The 22744-nt window shown below is 55.2% G+C and carries 24 protein-coding genes and 1 pseudogene; 14 read left to right on the forward strand and 11 right to left on the reverse strand.

What is annotated here, in order from left to right:
- Window positions 1-41: 41 nt before the first annotated feature.
- Window positions 42-1166, forward strand: a complete 1125-nt coding sequence (locus J3P85_RS07080) for a GNAT family N-acetyltransferase (RefSeq protein WP_434705332.1) — start codon at window positions 42-44, stop codon at window positions 1164-1166.
- A gap of 16 nt (window positions 1167-1182) precedes the next feature.
- Here J3P85_RS07080 and aqpZ read toward each other — a convergent pair whose 3' ends face one another.
- From aqpZ to J3P85_RS07105, 5 genes are all read right to left on the reverse strand, one after another.
- The gene (aqpZ, locus tag J3P85_RS07085) at window positions 1183-1872 is read right to left on the reverse strand and encodes an aquaporin Z (protein ID WP_434571762.1); all 690 of its coding nucleotides are present in this window, start codon (window positions 1870-1872) and stop codon (window positions 1183-1185) included.
- A 402-nt stretch (window positions 1873-2274) separates the two neighbouring features.
- Complete coding sequence (locus tag J3P85_RS07090; RefSeq protein WP_186704596.1) at window positions 2275-4107, reverse strand: ABC transporter ATP-binding protein; 1833 nt, start codon at window positions 4105-4107, stop codon at window positions 2275-2277.
- Between the two features lie 85 nt (window positions 4108-4192).
- Entirely contained in the window at window positions 4193-4756 is a 564-nt protein-coding gene (locus tag J3P85_RS07095; protein WP_186730631.1) for a peptidylprolyl isomerase, read from the reverse strand.
- 4 nt (window positions 4757-4760) lie between these two features.
- Window positions 4761-5564: an alpha/beta fold hydrolase gene (locus tag J3P85_RS07100; protein ID WP_434705333.1), complete on the reverse strand. Its 804-nt coding sequence runs from the start codon at window positions 5562-5564 to the stop codon at window positions 4761-4763.
- A 14-nt stretch (window positions 5565-5578) separates the two neighbouring features.
- Window positions 5579-6502 (reverse strand): LysR family transcriptional regulator, encoded by a 924-nt coding sequence (locus tag J3P85_RS07105; protein WP_434705334.1) that lies wholly within the window; start codon window positions 6500-6502, stop codon window positions 5579-5581.
- 50 nt (window positions 6503-6552) lie between these two features.
- Here J3P85_RS07105 and J3P85_RS07110 point away from each other — a divergent pair, with 50 nt between their 5' ends.
- The 4 genes from J3P85_RS07110 to J3P85_RS07125 all read left to right on the forward strand — a co-directional run bounded on the left by J3P85_RS07110 (window position 6553) and on the right by J3P85_RS07125 (window position 10795).
- The gene (locus J3P85_RS07110; RefSeq protein ID WP_434705335.1) at window positions 6553-6867 is read left to right on the forward strand and encodes a 3-phosphoglycerate kinase; all 315 of its coding nucleotides are present in this window, start codon (window positions 6553-6555) and stop codon (window positions 6865-6867) included.
- A gap of 150 nt (window positions 6868-7017) precedes the next feature.
- Entirely contained in the window at window positions 7018-7617 is a 600-nt protein-coding gene (locus tag J3P85_RS07115; RefSeq protein WP_122566133.1) for an FMN-dependent NADH-azoreductase, read from the forward strand.
- Window positions 7618-7917: 300 nt separating this feature from the next.
- On the forward strand, window positions 7918-9786 hold the full coding sequence (locus tag J3P85_RS07120) for an ATP-binding protein (RefSeq protein WP_434705336.1): 1869 nt from the start codon (window positions 7918-7920) through the stop codon (window positions 9784-9786).
- Window positions 9787-9928: 142 nt separating this feature from the next.
- Window positions 9929-10795 (forward strand): carboxylate/amino acid/amine transporter, encoded by an 867-nt coding sequence (locus J3P85_RS07125; RefSeq protein WP_434705337.1) that lies wholly within the window; start codon window positions 9929-9931, stop codon window positions 10793-10795.
- A gap of 148 nt (window positions 10796-10943) precedes the next feature.
- Here J3P85_RS07125 and J3P85_RS07130 read toward each other — a convergent pair.
- Together J3P85_RS07130 and J3P85_RS07135 are read right to left on the reverse strand one after the other, a co-directional pair.
- Window positions 10944-11543, reverse strand: a pseudogene (locus J3P85_RS07130) (mechanosensitive ion channel family protein); the annotation flags it as partial.
- A gap of 330 nt (window positions 11544-11873) precedes the next feature.
- Entirely contained in the window at window positions 11874-12335 is a 462-nt protein-coding gene (locus J3P85_RS07135; RefSeq protein ID WP_122740274.1) for a helix-turn-helix domain-containing protein, read from the reverse strand.
- 127 nt (window positions 12336-12462) lie between these two features.
- Between J3P85_RS07135 and J3P85_RS07140 the strand changes: the two genes are divergently transcribed.
- The 3 genes from J3P85_RS07140 (at window position 12463) to J3P85_RS07150 (ending at window position 14160) form a co-directional block, all read left to right on the forward strand.
- Window positions 12463-12855: a DUF6957 family protein gene (locus J3P85_RS07140; protein ID WP_434603084.1), complete on the forward strand. Its 393-nt coding sequence runs from the start codon at window positions 12463-12465 to the stop codon at window positions 12853-12855.
- A 580-nt stretch (window positions 12856-13435) separates the two neighbouring features.
- On the forward strand, window positions 13436-13819 hold the full coding sequence (locus J3P85_RS07145; protein ID WP_434603085.1) for a hypothetical protein: 384 nt from the start codon (window positions 13436-13438) through the stop codon (window positions 13817-13819).
- A 62-nt stretch (window positions 13820-13881) separates the two neighbouring features.
- A complete protein-coding gene (locus J3P85_RS07150; protein WP_434603086.1) occupies window positions 13882-14160 on the forward strand; it encodes a hypothetical protein in 279 nt (92 codons plus the stop codon).
- 218 nt (window positions 14161-14378) lie between these two features.
- On the opposite strand, the gene J3P85_RS07155 is transcribed toward J3P85_RS07150, so the two are convergent.
- Both J3P85_RS07155 and J3P85_RS07160 read right to left on the reverse strand, forming a co-directional pair.
- Window positions 14379-15305: a hypothetical protein gene (locus J3P85_RS07155; RefSeq protein ID WP_434603087.1), complete on the reverse strand. Its 927-nt coding sequence runs from the start codon at window positions 15303-15305 to the stop codon at window positions 14379-14381.
- A 199-nt stretch (window positions 15306-15504) separates the two neighbouring features.
- Window positions 15505-15873: a hypothetical protein gene (locus J3P85_RS07160; RefSeq protein ID WP_434603088.1), complete on the reverse strand. Its 369-nt coding sequence runs from the start codon at window positions 15871-15873 to the stop codon at window positions 15505-15507.
- 263 nt (window positions 15874-16136) lie between these two features.
- On the opposite strand from J3P85_RS07160, the gene J3P85_RS07165 reads away from it, so the two are divergent.
- From J3P85_RS07165 to J3P85_RS07190, 6 genes are all read left to right on the forward strand, one after another.
- On the forward strand, window positions 16137-16937 hold the full coding sequence (locus J3P85_RS07165) for a GNAT family N-acetyltransferase (RefSeq protein ID WP_434603089.1): 801 nt from the start codon (window positions 16137-16139) through the stop codon (window positions 16935-16937).
- Window positions 16938-17072: 135 nt separating this feature from the next.
- Entirely contained in the window at window positions 17073-17474 is a 402-nt protein-coding gene (locus J3P85_RS07170; protein WP_434603090.1) for a GFA family protein, read from the forward strand.
- 270 nt (window positions 17475-17744) lie between these two features.
- Complete coding sequence (locus J3P85_RS07175; RefSeq protein ID WP_434603091.1) at window positions 17745-18212, forward strand: hypothetical protein; 468 nt, start codon at window positions 17745-17747, stop codon at window positions 18210-18212.
- A gap of 214 nt (window positions 18213-18426) precedes the next feature.
- Window positions 18427-18897, forward strand: coding sequence for a hypothetical protein (locus J3P85_RS07180; RefSeq protein WP_434603092.1), 471 nt, complete (start codon window positions 18427-18429; stop codon window positions 18895-18897).
- 122 nt (window positions 18898-19019) lie between these two features.
- The gene (locus tag J3P85_RS07185; protein ID WP_434603093.1) at window positions 19020-19466 is read left to right on the forward strand and encodes a GNAT family N-acetyltransferase; all 447 of its coding nucleotides are present in this window, start codon (window positions 19020-19022) and stop codon (window positions 19464-19466) included.
- 226 nt (window positions 19467-19692) lie between these two features.
- On the forward strand, window positions 19693-21168 hold the full coding sequence (locus tag J3P85_RS07190; RefSeq protein WP_434603094.1) for a hypothetical protein: 1476 nt from the start codon (window positions 19693-19695) through the stop codon (window positions 21166-21168).
- A gap of 184 nt (window positions 21169-21352) precedes the next feature.
- Here J3P85_RS07190 and J3P85_RS07195 read toward each other — a convergent pair whose 3' ends face one another.
- Window positions 21353-21727, reverse strand: coding sequence for a hypothetical protein (locus J3P85_RS07195; protein WP_434603095.1), 375 nt, complete (start codon window positions 21725-21727; stop codon window positions 21353-21355).
- Window positions 21728-21969: 242 nt separating this feature from the next.
- A complete protein-coding gene (locus J3P85_RS07200; RefSeq protein WP_434603096.1) occupies window positions 21970-22356 on the reverse strand; it encodes a hypothetical protein in 387 nt (128 codons plus the stop codon).
- Window positions 22357-22744 lie beyond the last annotated feature (388 nt).

Genomic DNA, 22744 nt, shown 5'->3' on the forward strand with positions numbered 1-22744 from the left:
CGATACTCGTTCCATCCATCGTTTGGCTCTCGAGGAACCGCATGCCGCTTCACGTCTTGGACAGCCTGTCCGCCATCGCGCCTCTGGAGTGGGACGCATTGGTGCCCGCCAACCAACCCTTCTTGCGCCACGCCTTCCTGAGCACATTGGAAGACAGCGCCAGCCTGGGCCCGCAATCCGGTTGGCAAGCCGAGCATTTGCTGCACATTGAAGACGGTCGGCTGCTGGCGGCCTTGCCCAGTTACCGCAAGTGGCATTCCTACGGTGAATATGTGTTCGACCACGGCTGGGCCGACGCTTGCGCCCGCGCCGGCATCGACTATTACCCCAAGCTGCTGACAGCGGTGCCGTTCAGCCCGGTCAGTGGCCCCCGGCTATTGGCGGCGCGGGTGGAGGACGGCCTGGAGTTGCTGGGCAGCGTGCCCGGATACCTGGAAATCGAAGGGCTTTCCAGCGCTCATATCAACTTCACCGATGCCTTCACCGACGCGGCGCTTGCCGGGCAAGAAGGCTGGCTGCAGCGGATTGGCTGCCAATATCACTGGCAAAACCGCGGTTATCGGGACTTCCAGGATTTTCTCGATGCCCTCAGTTCCCGCAAGCGCAAGCAGATGCGCAAGGAGCGCGAGCAGGTGGCGGGGCAGGGCATTGAGTTCGAGTGGCTGGAAGGCGGTCAACTGGACGAGGCGCAGTGGGATTTTGTCTACGCCTGTTATGCCAATACCTACGCGATACGACGGCAGGCGCCTTACTTGACCCGGACATTCTTCAGTTTGCTGGCCGAGCGCATGCCCGAGGCCATTCGCGTGGTATTGGCCAAGCAAGGTTCACGGCCGGTGGCGATGGCGTTCAGCCTGGTGGGCGGTGACAGTTTCTACGGGCGGTACTGGGGTTGCCTGGCAGAGTTCGACCGCCTGCACTTCGAGACCTGTTTCTATCAAGGCATGGATTATGCGATTGCCCACGGTTTGCAGCGCTTTGACGCCGGTGCCCAGGGTGAGCACAAATTGATTCGCGGGTTCGAGCCGGTGATTACTCGCTCGTGGCATTACCTGCGCCACCCGGGCTTGAAGGCGGCAGTGGCGGATTTCCTCATGAGGGAGCAGGAGAGCGTGCTGGCGTATGCCGAAGAAGCGAAAACAGCACTGCCTTATCGGCAGTGCTGATTTTTGCGGGAATAACTCAGCGGTTTTCCTGGCCCAGCCAGCGGTACGAGACACCACCGATGATGGCGCCCAACAGCGGTGCCACCCAGAACAACCACAGTTGCTCGATGGCCCAGCCGCCGACAAGCAGCGCCGGGCCGGTGCTGCGGGCCGGGTTGACGGATGTGTTGGTGACTGGGATCGAGATCAGGTGAATGAGCGTCAGGGCCAGGCCGATGGCAATCGGTGCTAGCCCGGCCGGCGCGCGTTTATCGGTGGCACCGAGGATGATCAGGATGAACATCGCCGTCATTGCCAGTTCGGTGACGAAACCGGCCGCCATCGAATACCCACCGGGCGAATGCTCGCCGTAACCGTTCGAGGCCAGGCCGGACGCCGCCAGGTCAAAACCTTCCTTGCCGCTGGCGATGAAGTAGATCAACGCGGCGGCCAGCACCCCGCCGATAACTTGGGCGATGATGTAGGCAGGCAGCTCCTTGGCTGGAAACCGACCCCCCACGTACAAGCCCAGCGAAACGGCCGGGTTCAAATGGCAACCCGAGATATGACCGATGGCGAACGCCATGGTCAATACCGTCAAGCCGAAGGCCAGGGCCACCCCCAGCACGCCAATCCCGGAGGCGGCCAATACCGCGCTGCCGCAGCCGCCCAGCACCAGCCAGAACGTACCCAACAACTCAGTCGTTGAACGTTTGAGTAAAGACATAAGCATCCTTGAAAAAACAGTCGTGATATTCGGTTATGCATCCCAGCAGCATTACGACAGGTTCATCTCCAGAACCTGGGCTGAGTACAGCAGGATTTATCGACAAATCCAGCGGCATGAAAAAACCGCCAGAGTCAGGGACTGTGGCGGTTTTGGCCGTGGTCGGCGGGGAGTATGGGGTGGCTGCGTGGGCTAAATGGATCCTGGACAGAATTTTTCAGTATTGCGGACTCAAAGCGGATCCCTGTGGCGAGGGAGCTTGCTCCCGCTGGGCTGCGCAGCAGCCCCAATAAGGCTGGGTGTCCAACGTATTTATTGTGTTGGAACTCAGATTTTGGGGGCGCTTCGCGCCCCAGCGGGAGCAAGCTCCCTCGCCACAGGGTCAGTGGTGTCTGGTAGAGATCAGTCGATCCCCACGAATCCACCCGTCTGATGCTGCCACAGCCGTGCATACAACCCGCCATGGGCCAGCAACTCGGCATGGCTGCCGGTCTCGGCGATGCGGCCATTTTCCAGCACCACCAAGCGGTCCATCCGGGCGATGGTGGAGAGGCGGTGGGCGATGGCGATCACGGTCTTGCCTTGCATCAGGGTTTCAAGGCTTTCCTGGATCGCGGCCTCGACTTCCGAGTCCAGCGCTGACGTCGCTTCGTCCATGATCAGGATCGGCGCGTCCTTGAGCAGCACCCGTGCGATAGCGATGCGCTGGCGCTGGCCACCGGACAGTTTTACACCGCGCTCACCCACATGGGCATCGAAGCCGGTGCGGCCTTCGGCGTCCGACAGCAACGGGATGAACTCATCGGCCCGGGCCTTGTGCACGGCTTCCCAGAGTTGCGCATCGGTGGCGTCGGGCTTGCCGTAGAGCAGGTTGTCGCGAATCGAACGATGCAGCAGCGACGTGTCCTGGGTGATCATGCCGATGCGCTCGCGCAGGCTTTCCTGGCCGACTTCGGCGATATTCTGGCCATCGATGAGGATGCGCCCGCCCTGTACGTCGTAGAGGCGCAGCAGCAGGTTGACCAAGGTGGATTTACCCGCGCCGGACGGGCCGATCAGGCCGATTTTCTCGCCGGGCTTGATCACCAGGTTCAGGTCGCCGATGACCCCGCTTTTCTTGCCATAGTGGAAGTCCACATGCTCGAAACGCACCTCGCCTTGGGCCACCGCCAGCGGCTTGGCCTCGTCGCGGTCGGTGACGCTGACGGGCTGGGAGATGGTCTGCAAACCGTCCTGGACCATGCCGATATTTTCGAAGATGCCGGTGACTACCCACATGATCCAGCCGGACATGTTGACGATGCGAATCACCAGGCCCGTGGCCAGGGCAATGGCGCCGACGCTGATCAGCGACTGGGTCCACAACCACAGGGCCAGGGCCGTGGTGCCGACGATCAGCAGCCCGTTCATGGTGGTGATGACCACATCCATGCTGGTCACCACGCGGCCGGCCAGTTGGGCTTTTTCAGTCTGCTCCTCGATGGCTTCGCGGGCGTATTGCTGTTCGAAATTGGTGTGGGCGAACAGCTTCAGGGTGGTGATGTTGGTGTAGCCGTCGACGATCCGTCCCATGAGCTTGGAGCGGGCATCGGAGGACACCACGGAGCGTTCCTTGACCCGTGGCACGAAGTAATAAAGTGCGCCGATGTACGAGGCGATCCACATCAGCAGCGGAATCATCAGGCGCCAGTCGGCTTCGGCGAACAGCACCAGTGAGCTGATGGCGTAGATCAGCACGTGCCACAGCGCGTCCACGGCCTGCACCGCCGAGTCGCGCAGGGAGTTGCCGGTCTGCATGATGCGCTGGGCGATGCGTCCGGCGAAATCGTTCTGGAAAAAGTTCAGGCTCTGCTTGAGCACGTAGCTGTGGTTCTGCCAGCGGATCAGGCTGGTCATGCTGGGACTCAGGGTCTGGTGCACCAGCAAATCATGCAGGGCCACGAAGATGGGCCGAAAAACCAGGGCCACAACAGCCATCCAGGCCAGTTCGAGGCCGTGGAGCTTGAAGAAATCCGCGCTGGGCGTTGCCTGGGTCAGGTCGATGATGCGGCTCAGGTAGCTGAACAGCGCCACCTCGATCAGCGCACCGATCAGGCCCACTACCAGCAACGCGGCGAAGCTTGGCCAGACCTGTTTCAGGTAATACGTGTAGAAGGGCAGGACGCGGTCCGGCGGGGCCGAGGTTGGGGCGTCGCGAAAGATGTCGATCAGTTTCTCAAAACGGCGGTAAACCATGGGTACATAGCCCGGGCAGGGCTCTCCTTATATTGCTGTGAGCGGCGCGGGGTCGCCGGCGCCGCTCAGGCTTGCCCTGTGGGTTTTAGTCGATGCGCTTGGCCGACTTGATGATCACAGGGTCGATCGGCACGTTTTGCATGCCTTGCTTGGTGGTGGTCTGGGAGTTGACGATGATATCCACCACGTCCATGCCCTTGACCACCTTGGCGAACACCGCGTAGCCAGCGTCACGGCCCGGGTCGAGGAAGGCGTTGTCGGCCACGTTGATGAAGAACTGGCTGGTGGCCGAATCCGGGTTGGAGGTGCGGGCCATCGACAAGGTGCCGCGCACGTTGTGCAGGCCATTGCTGGCTTCGTTCTTGATCGGCGCCTTGGTGTCTTTCTGCTGCATCTGCTGGGTGAAGCCGCCGCCCTGGGCCATGAAGCCCGGGATCACGCGGTGGAAAATCGTGTTGGTGTAGAAGCCGCTGTCCACATACTCAAGAAAGTTCTTGGTACTGATGGGGGCCTTGACCGGGTCCAGTTCGATTTCGATCTGGCCGTTGGTGGTGTCCAGCAATACATGCGGTGCCTTGGCGGGCGTCGCGGCCATCAGGTTGGCGGCGAACAGTACGGTGCCGGCGGCGAGGACGATTTTTTTCAGCATGGGGTCAGTGATCCTGAGTGGTGGAATCGGTTGCGGTCAAAAAGTCGAGCAGGGTTTGGTTGAAGCGTTCGGGTTGATCCAGCGGGGTAGCGTGCCGTGAATCGGCGATGACCACCAGCCGTGCGTTGGGCAGATGCTTTACATAGGCTTCTTTCAGCGCCACCGGGGTGTAGTCATGGTCGGCGCAGATGACGAGGGTTGGACAGGCGACCTGTGAAAGTCGTTCCTGGACGCCCCAGCCTACGATCGCATCGAAGCTGGCGAGATAAGCACGTTTGTCGTTCTTTGCCCAGCGTCGGGCCATTTCCAGGCGTAACTCGGTTTGTTCAGGTTTGGGGAACAGCTTCGCACCGAGGGCCTTGCCGATGGTCTCCAGGCTGAGCAGGCGCATCAGGCTCCAGCGCTTGAACCACTGCCAGCAATCGTCGGGCGTGCGGACTTTGACCTGCGGCGCGCTGTTGACGATGCACAGGCTCTTGACCCGTTCGGGTTCATCGACCGCCAATTGGAAACAGATCATGCCGCCCATGGACCAGCCCACCAGATGCACCGGACCCAGGCCGAGATGTTCGATCAGGGCGCTCAGGTCGGCGCTGAAACCGGCGATGCTGTAGCGCTCGCGGGGCTTGTCGGAACGGCCGTGGCCGCGCACATCCATTACGATCAGGCGGTAGTGGGCGGACAGAACCGGGATTTGCTTTTCCCAGTCCTGAGTGCTGGAGCCCAGCCCATGGACCAGCACCACGGGCGCGCCGTGGCCGTATTCCTCGTAGTGCAGGTTGCAACCTTCGTGCTCGAAATAGGCCATCGGCGAAGTCCTTGTCAGGCTTGTTCAGGGGCGGCGTATGGCGCATCCAGCGGCGCGGTGTCGAAGGTGCGCAGCAGTTCGATCAGGATTTGCGTGGCCGGCCCCAGGGGTTTTTCCTTGTTTGAAAAAAGATAGAAGGTCGAATTGCGGCTGCCTCCCTGTTCCAAGGGTAGAGGCTTGAGCACGCCTTCCTTGAGTTCCCGCTCGATCATGTGCCGGGGCAGCCAGGCGAAACCCAGGCCGCTGCCGACAAAACTCGCGGCGGTGGCCAGGCTGCCCACGGTCCAGCGTTGTTCGGCGCCGAGCCAGCCGACGTCCCGGGGTTGCTGGCGGCCGGAGTCGCGAATGACCACTTGCAACTGGCTTTCCAGGTCCTGGAAGTTAAGTTCGCGATTGAGGCGGTGCAGGGCATGCTCGGGGTGGGCCACCGCGATGAATTCCACATCGCTCAATTCCGCCCCCAGGTAGCCGGGAATGCTGAAACCGCTGATGGCCAGGTCGGCCACGCCTTCGAGCAGCACTTCTTCGACACCCGACAACACTTCTTCCCGCAGCCGCACCCGGCAACCGCGGCTTTGCGGCATGAACGCGGTCAAGGCGCGAACGAGGCGGGCGTTGGGATAGGCCGCGTCGACCACCAGGCGCACTTCCGCTTCCCAGCCCTGCTCCATGTGGTGGGCCAGGTCTTCCAGTTGGCTGGCCTGTTTCACCAATTGCCGCGAACGGCGCAGCAGCACGCCGCCGGCTTCGGTCAGCACGGCCTTGCGCCCATCGATGCGCAGCAACGGCACGCCGAGTTGATCCTGCATGCGGGCCACGGTGTAGCTCACTGACGACTGGGAGCGATGCAACACATCGGCGGCCTGGGCGAAACCGCCGTGGTCGACCACCGCCTGCAGGGTGCGCCATTGATCCAGGGTCACGCGGGGCGCTTTCATATCGAGCTCCTCTTGTCCTAAGCTGGCGGTCCCTTGGTGGAGACTGCCGAATGAAGAAAATCTGTTGTGCGGTGCTGGCCTTGCTGCCACTGACCGCGTTTGCCTACCCGATCGATGTGGAAAAACACCTCAACGGCCTGAGCATCGACTACACCGCCTATGACACCGATGCCGACATCGGTTCCATCCAGGTCAACAACTACGGCAGTACCGACGCGGCCTGCACCGTCGTGTTCCGCAACGGTCCCGAGGCACCGCGCACCCGCAAGATCGAAGTCGCCGCCGGCAAGTTCAAGAACGCCACGGCCAAGTTCAACCGCAACATCATCAAGCTGCGCATCAAGCTGACCTGTCAGCCGAAATAGGCCGGCAGCGGGGCATTTGATATTGCTTGCTCCGCTTATAAACGAAAATATCGATGCATTACAGCAGTTATTTGCGCTTTTTCATCGATATGCTCACGTTTAACCTTCACTCCATCGACTGACAACATTCTCAGATGGAGCCTACAAGCCATGTCCCGCGTTCTGATCATCGAAAGCAGTGCCCGCCAGCAAGACTCGGTTTCCCGTCAACTGACCCAAACCTTCATCAGCCAGTGGAAAGCTGCGCACCCGGCCGACGAAATCAGCGTTCGTGACCTGGCCATCAATCCGGTGCCCCACCTGGATGCCAATCTGCTGGGCGGTTGGATGAAGCCGGCCGAGCAGCGCAACGACATTGAGAACGCCTCGCTGGAACGCTCTAACCAACTGACCGATGAGCTGTTGGCCGCCGACGTGCTGGTCATGGCGGCACCGATGTACAACTTCGCCATTCCCAGCACCCTGAAAGCCTGGCTCGACCACGTGCTGCGTGCCGGCGTGACGTTCAAATACACCCCCACCGGTCCCCAAGGCCTGCTGGCCGACAAGCGCGCCTTCGTGCTCACCGCCCGGGGCGGCATTCACGCCGGTGGCAGCACCGACCATCAGGAACCCTACCTGCGCCAGGTCATGGGCTTCATCGGGATCCACGACGTGACCTTCATCCATGCCGAGGGCATGAACCTGGGCGGCGACTTCCAGGAGAAAGGGTTGAATCAGGCCAACGCCAAACTGTCCCAGGTCGCCTGATCCGTTAATCCTCGGATAATCGCCAGGTGGTCTAGTGGCTTGGCGCTTCCCTTCAAACCGTTTTGCGCATCGAACCTCCCTTTGCACTGCGAATGCTCCTGAGTGCATCAGCCCGATCGAACGCTTTAGCGGGATCGGGCTTTTTTTTTGGGGGGAAATGGAAAAAACGGCCTTAAGATGGACGGTCTTTCAAGTCCTGAGCACTTGAAATGATCAGGCCGTAGCGTCACCCGGATTGGCAAATTTTTCGATGCCTGCTGTGGTAATTTCTGCGCGCAATTACAGTAGGGAGACTGTGATATGTTCAACGTCAAACGGAAAACATGGGCCTTATTCCTGGCCTATCTCTTAGGGGCGAGTGGCTACATCTACTATCTCTATGTCGAGACGCAAAGCGTCCTTACTGACAATATCAACAATAAATTGCTGCATGCCGCGCTGGGCGCTTCGGCCATCCTCGGCGACCGTTACCATGACAATCTGGTCGATAAACATTCCAAATCCCAGGCGCAAGACTGGGATACCATCGAGCGGCTCTCCAGCTTCAACGAGTCCATGGGCACTGCTTTTGTCTATAGCGTGATCCAGCGAGGTGGAGAGGCTTATCTGGTCAGCTCCAGCGCATCGAAGGAAGAAATCCAAGCGGGGAATTTCGTGCGCTTCTTCGATCCGTATCCCGATGCCAGCCAAGCCTTACTCGACAGTTTCAAACGCAGCGAGCCAACCTGGATTGATTACTCGGATCATTGGGGGGATTTTCGCGCGGTCTTTGTACCTCTGAAATCACAAGACGGTACGGTGTACGTTGTCGGGGCGGAAATTACCTTGGCGGAGTACTACCAACAACTCAGTCATGACTCCCTCTACCATATCATCCTGGCCATTTTGGTATTTCTCGCTTTAATCCTTTTGCGCATGCGTACGCATGTCCAGCAACTGCGAGTCAATGAACAGGTATTGAATCAGGCAAAAAATGCCGCCGAAGAGGCGGATCGTTCTAAAACCCGGTTTCTGGCCACCATGAGCCATGAAATTCGCACCCCTATGTACGGCGTCATCGGCGCGACCGAGCTGCTGGCGAAGTCCGAACTGAATCCTGAGCAGCGCCGCCTGTTAAAAACGATTCATGGCAGTGGGCGAACACTGTTGTCGCTTATTGATAACATTCTCGATCTGGCAAAAATCGAAGCGGGCAAACTTGAGTTGAAGCCTTGTGTGTTCGATGTGAGAACACTGGTTTCATCCAGTCTTGAAATGATCCGACAAAATATCCAGGGTAAACCAATCGTCCTTGAGGCCAAGGTCTCTGCGGACGTACCGCCCTTGGTCAAAACCGATATCGAGTGCCTTCGCCAAATATTGATCAACTTGCTGGGCAACGCCGTCAAGTTTACCGAAAGCGGCGAGGTCTCGCTCACGGTCTCCACCATCGGTCACGGCCATCAAGCCCGGCTCGACTTTTCCATCCGCGATACCGGCATTGGCATTCCCCTTGAGCGGCAGAACAGTCTGTTCAGGCCCTTTGCCCAGTTTAAAGAGCCGGTCAGCCAAGGTTTTACCGGGAGTGGGCTGGGGCTTTCCATCTGCAAAACACTGATCGAGGCGCAGCAGGGGACCTTGTCCTTTACCAGCCAGCCTGGGGTTGGATCGACGTTTTGCTTCTCGCTTCCCCTAACGCTTTTTTCAGTCTCGGAAATACCCCTCGGAAACGATCGCGCCGCGGTGAGTTTCGACGCCTCTTTTGCCGAGGATTACCCGCTGGATATCCTGCTGGTGGAAAATCACCCAGTGAGCCAGAAAGTTGCCATGGCGATGCTACAAGAGTTGGGCTATGTACCCGACTTGGCATCCAACGGGCGAGAGGCGGTCGATCAGTGCAGGGTTTCGACGCCGGAGATCATTTTCATGGACATCAACATGCCCGTCATGGACGGACTGGAGGCCATCCATGGCATCCGTGAACTCCCGGGGGGCGATACCTGCTATATCGTGGCCTTCACCGCGAGCGCCTTTTCCAGCGAGATAGAACGTTTCAGGGCCGCGGGTGCCGACGACATCCTGACCAAACCGGCGAACTTTCAGGCGTTGACCCGTGTGCTTCAGCGTGCTGCCAACCATCGGCGCCAGTGCCAGGCCAATCCTTGGGTCGTGGATGAAACTCCAAGTTAGTGGGGGATCTGCGGGAGCAAGCTTGCTCGCGATGGTGGTGGGTCAGAAATATAAATGCTGACTGACATTCCGCCATCGCAAGTAAGCTCGCTCCCGCCGTTCAAAACCGCTATCTTCGCCGCCATTCGAAACGAGGGGCGGTATGGGCTATCTACTGTTTGTGACCTTGATCCAGGCGTTTTCCTTCAGCCTGATCGGCGAGTACCTGGCCGGGCATGTGGACAGTTATTTCGCGGTGCTGGTGCGCGTGGTGCTGGCGGGACTGGTGTTCATCCCGCTGACGCGCTGGCGCCAGGTGGAGCCGTCATTCATGCGCGGCATGCTGTTGATTGGCGCCTTGCAGTTTGGTGTGACCTACGTTTGCCTGTACCTGAGCTTCCGGGTCTTGACCGTGCCGGAAGTGCTGCTTTTCACCATTCTCACGCCCCTGCACGTGACCTTGATCGAAGACGCGCTGAACCGTCGCTTCAATCCCTGGGCGCTGATCGCGGCGCTGGTGGCCGTGGCCGGTGCGGCGGTGATTCGTTATGACCGGATCAATCCGGATTTCTTCATGGGTTTTTTGCTGCTGCAACTGGCCAACTTCACCTATGCCGCCGGGCAGGTGCTCTACAAACACCTGGTGGCCCGTCACCCGAGCGACCTGCCGCATTACCGGCGTTTCGGCTATTTCTATCTCGGTGCGCTGATGGTGGCGTTGCCGGCGTTCCTGCTGTTCGGCAAGCCAGACTTCTGGCCCGAAGCCCCGTTGCAATGGGGTGTACTGGTGTTCCTCGGGCTGGTTTCCACCGCATTGGGGCTGTACTGGTGGAACAAGGGCGCGTGCCTGGTCAACGGCGGGACGCTGGCAGTGATGAACAACCTGCACGTGCCGGTGGGGCTGTTGGTGAACCTGCTGATCTGGAACCAGCACGAGGCGTTGGGGCGGTTGATGCTGGGTGGGTCGGTGATATTGATGGCGGTGTGGATCAGTCGGTTGGGAGTACGCAAACCCCAGCCTTCACACTGAACCCCTGTGGGAGCGAGCTTGCTCGCGATGGCGGAGTATCAGTCAGCATCTATGTTTCTGATGCACCGCCATCGCGAGCAAGCTCGCTCCCACAGGGGAATGGGGTTGGCTTTAGAGCACCTGCTCTCACAGGGGAATGGGGTTGGCTTTAGAGCACCTGCTTCTGCGGCTCCGGCAGGTGGCTCGCCCCCAGCACCGCCGGCAGCAGCCCCGAGCGCAGGTCCGTGCCGCTCGGCTGCTGGTACAGGTTCAATCCGAACTCCGGCATCACCGCCAGCAGGTAATCGAAAATGTCCCCCTGGATCCGCTCGTAGTCCGCCCACGCGGTGGTGCGGGTGAAGCAGTAGATTTCCAGCGGGATGCCCTGGGCGGTGGTCTGCATCTGCCGGACCATGCAGGTCATGTTCGGCTGGATCTCCGGGTGGCTTTTCAAATAGGCCAGGGCATAGGCGCGGAAGGTGCCGAGATTGGTCATCCGCCGGCGGTTGGCCGACATCGCCGCGACGTTGCCCTGGGCCTCGTTCCAGGCCTTGAGCTCGGCCTGCTTGCGGCTGATGTAGTCGGTCAGCAGGCGGACCTGGGTCAGGCGTTGTTCCTCCTCGTCATGCAGGAAACGCACGCCGCTCGCGTCGATGAACAGGCTGCGCTTGATCCTTCGCCCGCCAGACTGCTGCATGCCGCGCCAATTCTTGAACGACTCGGACATCAGGCGCCAGGTGGGGATCGAGACGATGGTCTTGTCGAACCCTTCTAATAGTGAGCTTCTTAGAATATGGACAGCATACAGCCCAGTAAAACCGGGCTTAGGGCGAAAATGAAGCTGTCTGGATTTTTGTAGGCAGAAACGGACAACCACCGATGCTCGCGAAGCGTAGCATGTCCGGCGCGTCTCATCCTCTCAGCAATGGCCGCCATTGGAATTCCCAGAAATTCAGCAAATCACTAAGGCAAGACAGGCCTACGTGGCTCTAGCCTTGGCCTTCATATCTCGTGGCAAATCGGCGAAAAATTGCATCTGCACACCTGAATGTCGTCATAGATACCAGAGATAATGAGTCGTCCGATGCGGCGCTGATGATCAGTCTTTCGATACCTGATGCCAGAAACGACGCAATGTAGATTCAGGCATTTTTAGTTGTTTAGCAGCCTCACCTTGCGTAAGCCCTTTTCCCTTCAGTTCCTGTACTGCCTGCCATTTCCTCCGCGCCGAGGCGACGTTGGGCGGAACCTTGTTTTCAGGTACAGAGGGATGATTGATATCAGCCAAGCCGAGGGCTTCGATCTCGGCTAGAGCAGCGAGAAGGAGTTCTCGAGGTGTGCGATTGCTGTCGCGAGAAACTGTCAAAGCAATCAGCGCAGTCAGCTCAAGATCAAGCGCCGAAGCCAATTTTTGGCTCATATCCAAGGTCACCGAGTGCTTACCGCTCTCCACTTTGCTGATGGTTGTTTGATCCAGGCTGGAAGCCATGGAGCGCTGCGTATTCCCTTTGCTTTGGCGCAGCGTTTGGAGCACTTCCGCAAAGGATTGGCGGAGCGACATGACAAGTCCCCAAAAACAAAGATGTATGCCGCGTTTGCCTATCGCCAAACAAACGAATATACTCCTCAATGTGGCGGCAAGGTCTTTGTGCCTGCAATTTATGTGAAATTAAATGCGAGGTTGTGAGATGGGAAGCCCACTATCCGAAGGACTGCTGGGGGAGGGGGTTGATCTGGCCGGCTCCGAGTTAGACCTTGAGCGTGTGATCCTCGCAGCCAGGAAACACTACAAGTATCTCCCCCTTTGCGTCGTCGAGGAGTGGATCATCCTAGACGCCATCGTCACCGACGAAGAGCGAGCGAAGATAACCGCCGCAGGCTGCCAGCCAATGTTTATGTTTGCCCACAAAGTTGTCGACGATGAACAGAGGCGTTTTGAGCCAGGCCATTGGGTGCGCTCGAGTATGGGTACTGCGTTCAACGACGGCTTTCTGTTCGAAACTCGGAATTCCGTCTACGTCCTTCTCGGGCCGGGACATCGCAAGTCAGCAACCATCAAAGAGATTTTCTCTCTATTTTGAATTACCGACCGGGCTGCTTTGCGTCCGCAGAAAATTGAGGCACCTGATGTTCAGAACACAAGACTCAGATCTTATCGGCGTCCCGGGGATCTTTGGTGAAGGCCTTGCGCATTGGCATAGCGTGTCACGGATTCTCAGAACTCACTGGTATCACCTTACTGTTCGCTTGACTGACCAAGGTCGCAGCACTGAATTCGTTGACATGATTGAGGGGGAGCACAGGTTGCAAAGCATGCTCGTCACTCAGAGCGCTGAACGAGAGATAACAGATGTTCAGGTCATGACCCCCGCATGGATGAATAAAGGTGCCGGGTGGGACATGGAGCGCGTAACTAAAGTATCCCTCGGCTACGACGGTGATTTTGAGGTCTGCTTAATAGAGGTTGAGGGAGGAGCTTTCTACCACAGCTCTCACCGACCAGACTTTCAAATCGATTTGCTAACAGACCTTCGCCCGATCTTTCTCTCGAGCATGATTCGATCAGTCTGAAAATTACCAACAATCTTGCACGATACCAACGCGTCTGGTTCCGTGCGGAATTCCTGATAACGCCTTGCGGAATAGCACCGGAGCGCAGTGATGCTCGACACTATAGATGTGAATTTCCACGGAAAGCGCCACACAGATTTTGATCTCAAACGAATAATCAAAGCCCAGGAACAAGGTTTTGATGTGCCAGTGACCGCCTATCTCTGCGGTGTTTCCATCAGGTCTCGCGCAGGAATCGGTGTTGTTTTTGGCCACAAGCGTAAAGATCAATATGGGCGGTTTGGTGACGGCCATCTGATTCGGACTTCTGATGTGATCAAAGTCGAGCGTGAAGGCAGGTTTTGGGTGATGACAACGGAAAATAGCCGTTATGTCTTGGCGACTTTTCAGCGCCAAAATGGCCGCGCCAGCTTGCGTGATTTTTTGCGTGCTACTAAAGGGCAATACCATCCGACCCCTCGGATCTTGCAGTGATATTTCACCCGGGAGGGGGGAGTCTCGGCCTACTGTTGTGAGTTTGGGATCAAGGTGGCTTCATGCTCCTGAAGAAAGGCGAGGTCGTCACAGTGGCGTCCGGTATCTTTGAGTCGTACAGCCGGGAAGGGCCGTTTGTAGCGACCCAAGATTTCGACCTTGGCGCATTCGTTGCCAAGGCCGTGTCTGATGTCACGGAACCTTGGGAAGTCACCTGGGGGCTTTGGGAGGTTCCTCGAATGCTTGTTGAGCATGGTCTCCTTCTAGAGCTACCTTGTCGACGAATTCACTTGGGGTCACTGGGTGACGTTGAGCTGACGGAAGAGAAGAAGGATTTGTGATTTCGCGTTTCTGATTAGCCGTCGAGGACTACCAGTGAGTGCGGCTTTGGAGATTAAGTCGGGCATTGACAGTTCATTGCGTGCCTCTCCGGGGACTCTGTCGTGTACCAAGCCACTGCGTGTCTTGGCCCTCGCGTGCTTCCATCCTCACGCCTACGGCCGGTGGCATGCGCGCTCCGCTTGCATTGTTTTATGCGTTGGGCAGGGTAACGCCCTGGTCAGCACTCGATGAAATGATCCGCTTGATCGATGTACATTTCTATATTTTCAAAAAGCCAAGTCTGAGTGGCATCTTCACGGCCCCTCGTTTGTCGAACTCGCGCTTTCCACTGCCCAAAAAAAATGTATTCGTGATGGCGCTTGAGCAGGGAGGCGAGTGCGGACTGCTTTAAAATGACTTGAGGCACCGGTTTGCGGACAACACCGTCCTTGTCTGACTCAACAAAGGGAGATGTGAGCTCCGCTACGTGATACGGGAAACGATCGCTAGGAAGGCGGATGTCTTGGACATACCCGGCGATAGCCAACGGGATTGTCAGGGTATCTGTACCGTACCATCGAATGAAATCGCCGAGGTTGCTGTGATCGAAATAGAACTTGTTCCATGGGATGGTAATTTCTTTGGATTTCAGCGTGACGAGATTTTTTAGCTCGTCATTGTCTTCACATAATGCCCGCAGTTCGAGTATCTGACCGAGCGTTTTAAGATAGTTGGTAAGACGGCCCTTATTTCCATACGCTTTGTTTTTCGCTTCCGGCGATCCCCAGCCGCGCGCCCTAGCCTCTACTTCGGTATCATCAAGCTCCCACAGTGCTTTGATCAGTATGTGAAGGCGAAATTCAAATTTCGATGCTGAGATAGCCGAAAATAGGTCTGAAGATGACTCTTTAGCGATGACGCTAAGCTGGCCTCTAAGATTATATTTACAGTTCGGATCGTGGCTGGACTGCTTCTTCAGCCTGAAGCAGGGAGCCACCTCAATCGTTTTGGTAGCATATCGTCTGTCGTGTCGCTTGACGAAGGAAAGGCGCGCAGCGCAGCCATTGGAGGGGCAAGATAGCAGTCCTACGGGGCTGCTTTCATACTGCAGTGCACTGATTTTTGCTCCAGAAGCATTCCTGGCCTCTGGGATTTTGCTTCCCATTTATTCCTCCTTGTCCAGACGGCTTGAGCAGGTGCAAGGTTTGCAGAGCTGCGAACACCATTAATTGAGCACATGGCGCTGATTCCCCGGCAGCATGAGTTTCCGGACTCATCCACGAAAGCATTATGTTCTGTCCATGAGCTTGCTCCATCAACAACGTACTGAGCCCGGTGGGTCGCCCAATGGCAAGGTGGCGAACTTAGTTCGTCGCAGTGGTAGTGCCTGGAGCGGGGCCTTCGCTGAACGTGTAGTTGATGACCACGTCATTACGGATCAAGACGTCGAGCGTTTTCTGAGTGCCAGTAGTCGTCACCTTCATGGTGACCACGTAGCTTTGGGCATGGGCTGAGCCATTGGTGTAGGTGTAGATCCACTTCTCGTCAGTCTCGCTGACGGGGCTCTTGGCGTAGGGCTCACCGAACAGTGACTTCAACTCAGCGGTTGTGGTTTTGCCCTTGGTGATACTCGCTACGCTGGCCGATGGAAAGTCTCGGCCCGCTGTGTAGTGCGACGTAGCACAGCCGCCGAGTGCGACACACATCCCCATAACTGCGATGAGCTTTTTCATATCCTTCCTTGATTCTAGAAAGCTCCAAATCTAGCTGGCATCAAGGCTAAAAGCCATCGCCATCTTGATCTTCCGCGCTCGTACTCGCCGGCAGGGCACCTACGCTTAGAGATAATGCTCGTGTCCCAGATGACCGGAGAAGCTCCGATCATTGAGATCTAAAGCGAGCAAGCAAACGTACTGCTACGCGCAGGTGCTTTGCAGGTGCGTATTGTCTGATTTATCGCTACCTTCCTTGGAACCACTCGATAGGGATTACGCAGATGGATGTTGGAATGGCCCACGCAATCGAGGCTGCAGAAGCCGAGTATTTGTGCTCCCGCGTTGAGAGCTTGTCGCGGGTGAGTGGAAACCCTTTCGGTGCTCGCGTGTTTTTCAACGAAGCTTTTCCATGCTTTCAAGTGAATGCGTCGCCTAGCCCGATGTTCAATCGCATCTACGGCGACATCACCGGTAGCCCCCAGCCACTTTTGAGCTTGCTCAAGAGCTCAGCAGAATATTCAACCGTGACGCCTCTCATTGGAAAGCCTTCGTCCTTGGAGCAGTTCGCTTCTGTGGACGGGAGGCGACTAGAACGCTTGAGAGGTTGGACGCACCTGCAGCTCGCGTGCGCCATCAAGGACGTAGTCTTGAGCCACCACTCGTTTGAGATCGAAGAAGCCACCTCACACACTCTTCCTGCGTTCGCAGCTGTTCATGCGGGTGGATTTCATACCAAGCCAGAGCATCGTCAGTTGCGCCAGGCCTGTTTTGCAGGGCTACTGTCTAATGATCGTCTGAAAATTTACGTCCTTAAAGCTGATGGACATGTAGTTGCAGGAGCGTTGATGTACCTCGCCTGTAATGGAGTTGCATACCTCGGGACGGCTGCCACCCGAAAAGATGCACGAGGCTTAGGCTATCATGGAGCCCTGATATCTCATCGCATAGAGCAAGCAAAGAATTACGGCAGTTTGGTGATCGCCGCAACTGCGCTTCCCAGTTCGCAAAGTCGCCGTAACTTGCAGCGCACGGGGCTTGCGACATCTCACTTTCAAGCGCTATATCGCTTAGCAGATAGTTGATGTATGCCGATGAAGGAGCATCTGCTATTGGCCGACCTCTGCCGTCACGATGGGCGGGAGTCGGCCAGAAACTGTCGGTCGACTGGTTAGAGTGGGACGGTTACGCTGACGTTTTTCGCATGACTGGAAAAGCGTATGACAGAGGTGTACCAAGGACGCTGCTTATGCGCAGCCGTCAGCTACGAGCTATCCGCCACACCGAAAGCAGTGAGCCATTGTCACTGTCGCCAATGCCGCAAAGGTCACGGGGCAGCATTCGCTTCGTACGGCAGCGTTCCCCGTAACGCACTACGGATACTTTTCGGCGCCACCAGCATCAAAATCTATACATCCTCAGAGACAGTGTTGCGCGAATTCTGCACGCACTGTGGCTCGACATTGTTCTGGTCACGATCTCAAGGCGAGTTTGCCGACTGGATTTCGATAGCACTGGGCACGCTCGACACGCCCTTCATGCCTGAAAAGCAAAAACACGTTCATGTCGACTCCGCAGTCCACTGGTACACGCCATCCCAATTATGCTTCCAGGTCGGCTGACTGCTTTGAGTCAATCTCAGCTGGTCACGATAGGCAGAAAACGGCCAAAAGCGGCCCTTCAATCTCGCTATTCATCTATCTCCCGAGCGTGCGAAATTACTAGCCATCCAATTTCTCTCAAAGGCAGGCTCATGACCTCCACCCTGGCAGACTTCTCATTGCTCTGCGAACTGGTGCCTGAGCCGGATGGCCCAGATATCTTTGACTCGGAGCGGGGTTATCATTGGATTATGGTTTCAAATTGAGCTTTGGGGTAAGGAGCAACAACACATGAAGCAAAACCTTATTTTGGTCATTGCGATGGCGCTGGGAACCACCTCCACGGCCTACGCCAACTCACGGATAGCAAACATAGATTCCTTGGAAAGTAGCTATGTAAAATGCATAGAGACACGTTTTGAGAACAACTGCTGGGACAAGGCGTTTATCGGTCACTTCGACAAGTGGCAAAAAAACGAAACCACAATAATAACCAAAAGCCAAGAGGCCTACCTGGCTTGGCTGGATGGGCACTCCGTGTACAAAGTTCACATCATCCCAAGTGTTAAACGAGCCGGAGTATTCGAGAATAGAAACTATCTAGTTGAACGAGATGATGGCGAAGTCATAGGCCTGCATGTTGGCTATAGAAAAGTTTTAGGCAGTTGGTACATATATGCCCTTCAAGGCGGGTCTGATGACACATTTATTCGATCAATACTCGACATGCCCGCTCCAGAAACACCCCCCACTAAATGATAGAAATCATCTCGTCCAATCCAGTCGCCTTCAGAGTTCACTGGTATAAGCCATCAGCTCATCGCCTCAGATCGAGTGACCGCAATGGGTCGAAAACTGCCCTTGAGAAAAGGCAGCTTTCGGCCAGAAGTAGCCCATCGCGATCAGAAACGTTTGACGACAACGCGTCGCTCTCGCACTCTGTTTTGCCCCCTATTCTTCACTAGGCTTCCCTATGTCATTCGCAACCGTAGTGCTGCTTGACTCCTGGCCACAGCCAAGTACGTCGCCCGAACCCATCGTGTTTGCCACGGACACGCAGCTATGTTTACGGTATTGCACCGCTGGGGAAGAAATAGCTGTAATCCATTTTCCCCTAGTTAAAAAAATTCAGTTCGGCTCACCAAACGACGAAGCTTTGGGCGGTCATCCGCTTATTGGACTTGGCCTCGAGCATTACCAAATTCATCGAATAGATAATTCGCCTTGGCTAGCAGAGCTTGAGCAGAGAAACGCCATTCATCCGCTACACGATAGACAGCGGTTTCTAAAAGATGCCATCCATTATGTCTTCACGTTTCAGGACTCTACCCTAGAATGCATCATAATTGAGGGGCAGTTCTGGCATCCAAAAGTACAAGTCTTTACCTCGGAGCAGAAGGCAAGCGATGCCTGGCGCAAACTGATAAATGACGTGGGCGCATGATCCCAATAGTCACGAGTGGATGCCCGCCTTGGGTCTGTATCTGCCACTCGCATCGCTCACAGTACGCGCCCAACGCGCCCTCGATCAGCCAAAAAGGATTCACACCTAATCAGGGACGATGAATGAAACCAATAGAAATTCAACACATCACTCACCTGCCGGCGGAAGTTATTACTTTGGAGAAAGAGGCAATTGCAGAAGGGTTCAGATTTCTGACGCGCCTGATTTCGGAATGGCATTCAGGAAAGAATCGCTTCAACGCGCCCGGTGAATGTCTCATGGCAGCGTATTCGAACCAGCAATTGATAGGAATCGGAGGGCTATCAGTTGATCCCTTTAATCAGACCAATACCGCAAGGCTACGGCGAGTGTACGTGGCGCCTGCGGCAAGAAATCAACATGTCGGTCACGCGCTGGTAAAGGCGTTGGTTGCACACGCCGCTCTTCGCTTTCAGAAGGTGCGTCTTTCTACCGATACTTCTGCAGGCGATGCGTTTTACCTGCGCTGCGGCTTCATGCGAACAGAAGACGCCCATGCCACCCACATCATGGAGCTGGTCAACCCCTGACCCGGGAGCTTTCGGCCAATAGCGGGCGTTCCCAAGCGACAGCTAACGGCCAAAAAGCAAACAGTAGACCTGCTGCTCATGTCTTCGTAAAGTGCTCACCATCCAAGCTGAATTGTCTACTATCTACACGTGAAAGTAATCGATTAGTAAACAGATTGTTCTGACTGCGGGGATTCGGTCGGCCGGAAGGAGAGAATGATGCGTGTGATAATTAAGGAGAACTGTATTGAAGGACAAACTGGTCGTGCTTGCGATGAAAATAAAGCTGACGCGCTGGATTTTGATATTTTCTTTGAGGTTCCCGTGGCTCGCGCCTAGCCTTTTGCGGTTTATTGGAAAGGATTATGGCGAGCAGGACAGCGAGGTAATGCGAGAGATTCATAGCAAAGAAAATCGCATTCTAACTGCCAGTATGTTTGAAGGTGAAGTTTCTTGGAAAGGTATAAGCTTTGTTGCAGAAATTGGGCGTGAGGATTTAGATAAAGTTCACAGGTGGATGAGTGGACAGCCGCGCGCAGGAGGAAATTACAGTTCAATGCACGAAAAGGTGATAAAAAGTAAAGATTTAATTGGTGCCAGTTACATTAATCTAGGTTTAGTGTCTTTTGATCGCGCAACAATGTTTTCGGTTGGATGCGTAAGTATCGCGGCTCAACTACCTAAAAGCTGTTATATAACTCTTCTGAGGTTAAGAAATGGGGCTTGCTATATTTCTCTTTACGTGAGCTTCGATGAGTCTGTTAACTCGCTAGTTTCTGATGTTGACGTTCGCCATGTTAAGCGATATGAAGTATTTCAATCTTTCAACCCGTTCTCCCCAAAATTTGCAATAACTGAGCATCACGACAGACGATCTGTAATTGAAGATTTTTTGTATAGCAAGGCAAATGAAGTAGTAGTTGAGGCTAAGCAAGCGATTCAAACGCTGCTAGAAGTTTGGGGCATAAAAAGAAAGGCTGATGAGTTTTCGAAGGTTGCCGATTTTTTCAGAGAAGATGTAGGTTCTTATTTTGAGGATTCTCCATCATTGGAAAACGAGAAGGCCAGCACCTCTATTGTAGTAATTGAACGCGATAGAGGCCTGTTTCTGACAAGTCCGCTGAGTGAAGAATCATCAGAAGAGTACATAGAAAACTACGTCCCGAGTCAATTTGGACTAGATGCAATTTTTTTGAAGAGCCAAGTAACCTTGGAAACTGAAAGCTTCCATCGTTATAATTTCAAGCTCATTGGAGTGACTGACAATTATAGCTATATAGCAATCCTGACAGAAATATATTCACGATTCAAAAAGTGCACAAGCAAGGTAAGTCCTGTTTTCCTAGGTGGCAATAGAAAAGAAGAGCGCGATCTAAAAAAATTACTGGACGCAGGACTAGAGCTGAACGTAATTGAGGAAAGATTGACTGCTGTTGAAGAGGGGTTACATTGGTGTGAAGAAAAATATCGAAAATTTACGCGCAATCGAATAGCTGGTATTCGCTCCCATGTCTCTTCATTTCGAAAGGACGTAGAAAGGCGTAGGGACTTGAATAATGGAAAACTGCAAGTAAAAAGTTTAATTTGGATGCGGCGCTACTCGATAATGGTATTTGTCTTCGTGCTGGTGCAAATTGCTTTATCACTGCTCAATGTTGATTGGACAGATTCCGGTAGAAGTAAAAATCCAATTTATATTAATCTTTTCCATAATGCAAAGTAAGTTTAATTCATAATGTCGATCAAGCAGTAAACCTCCGAACTTACATTTAAGTGCTGGGGGGCAGTGGCTGCAGCACCATCGATTTTAGGTGCTGGGGAGCGACAGCTTTTGGCCGATGGCTGCCACTCGCGCCAACAATTAAATACCACTCGCGATGATGCCGACTCGGAGGCAGTGCTCGCTTTTAACCCGGCTGGACAGCTGTCCATCCCTTGCCCTTACTCGACGATGCTTTATCACCCGCCATGCACACGCTTACCTGAAGGCGTTTCATTTTTGCAAATACTTGAGGACTCAGCGCTTGGCCGTACAGTTGCGACAGTTGGGCACTGCGAGCGATGGACTCCTGATAGTTTCGGCTGGCATCGGCTTCGCAGCTATCGATGTCGGCTTTAAAGGTGGCTTGCTGGGAGGAGACATCCACTCCCGGTTTCTCGAATCTTGTACCATCGTAGCTTTGGCGGTTGTAGTCGATCTTGGCCGTTGACGTAGAGGGTGCTGAGGCACATCCGGCAAGAATTACGGAAATGAGAGCGGCAATGAGGTGGGTTTTGCGCATGGAGCTTCCTTGGGCTTACGGCTTGGGCCATCGAGCGTTATTAATATGAGGATGGTATCGGCGCCGAGTGTCAGTCCCTTGAGGATTTTTCTGTATATTCCCCTTCCGAGGCGATCCGATATTTACTTTGGGAACTACACCAATCCGACCTGTTGCCACCGGTAATCGGCAGCTTTCGGCCAAAAGCGGCGTTCGATCACTACCCTCCAGCCGAAGAGCGAAAACCTCTCGATCAGTGAAAGCTAGTCTCTAAGGGTACGCATTATTTCCTCTACCACCGGCTTCGTGTATTTCTCACTGGGGTCAGTTTCCGGTGGGTCGTTACTGCGGAACCATTCACCTTGATCGAATGCTTGGTAAAGCGAGAAAGCGGGCTGAGGCATGTCGTTAGTCATGCCTACTTCAACCACAGCATTTATGATGCCGTTCATAACGCCGTTGCAAAAATCATAGAGCAGAGATCCTTGTAGATAGCCTTCCGCAACCGCGACGGACAGCTCGTTCAGCACATCATGCGGTGCAACGGCGAACCTTTCGCAAATGGGGACAAGATCACTCAGCGTTAAACCGTCTGCTTCCGCTTTCACCGACAGTTCCTTGAGTTCGTTCTTCGGTAACACCATGATCATGAGCTTCTTCCGGTTAGGTGCGAAGATAGCGCTTACAGAGTGGCCGCACAGCGCTGCCACACGTCAGTTCCATGCTGCAATACGGATTCATGGTCGGTCGACTTCAGCTACAGGCAATGTCCGCTTTGGGTCGATTGTATCCTTTCGTACAGCCAGCATTTAGAGGGCTGCTCATCGGCTTGGTCGCCTACACCCTTGCACCCATTCGAGCGACACACCATCCTGGCGCCGTTGCTTGAGACACGATATCGCGCCCTGATCTGACACCATTATCTCTATAACTTGGATCGAACAAGTGACTTGCTGGATGCTTACATCTCACTGACTATCTGGGTAAGGCGATTGCGTATGTTAACTCAGTAATCGAATGAGATCGGGCAGTTACTAC

Source organism: Pseudomonas sp. Z1-12 (assembly GCF_051132015.1).
Lineage (GTDB): Bacteria > Pseudomonadota > Gammaproteobacteria > Pseudomonadales > Pseudomonadaceae > Aquipseudomonas > Aquipseudomonas zanjanensis.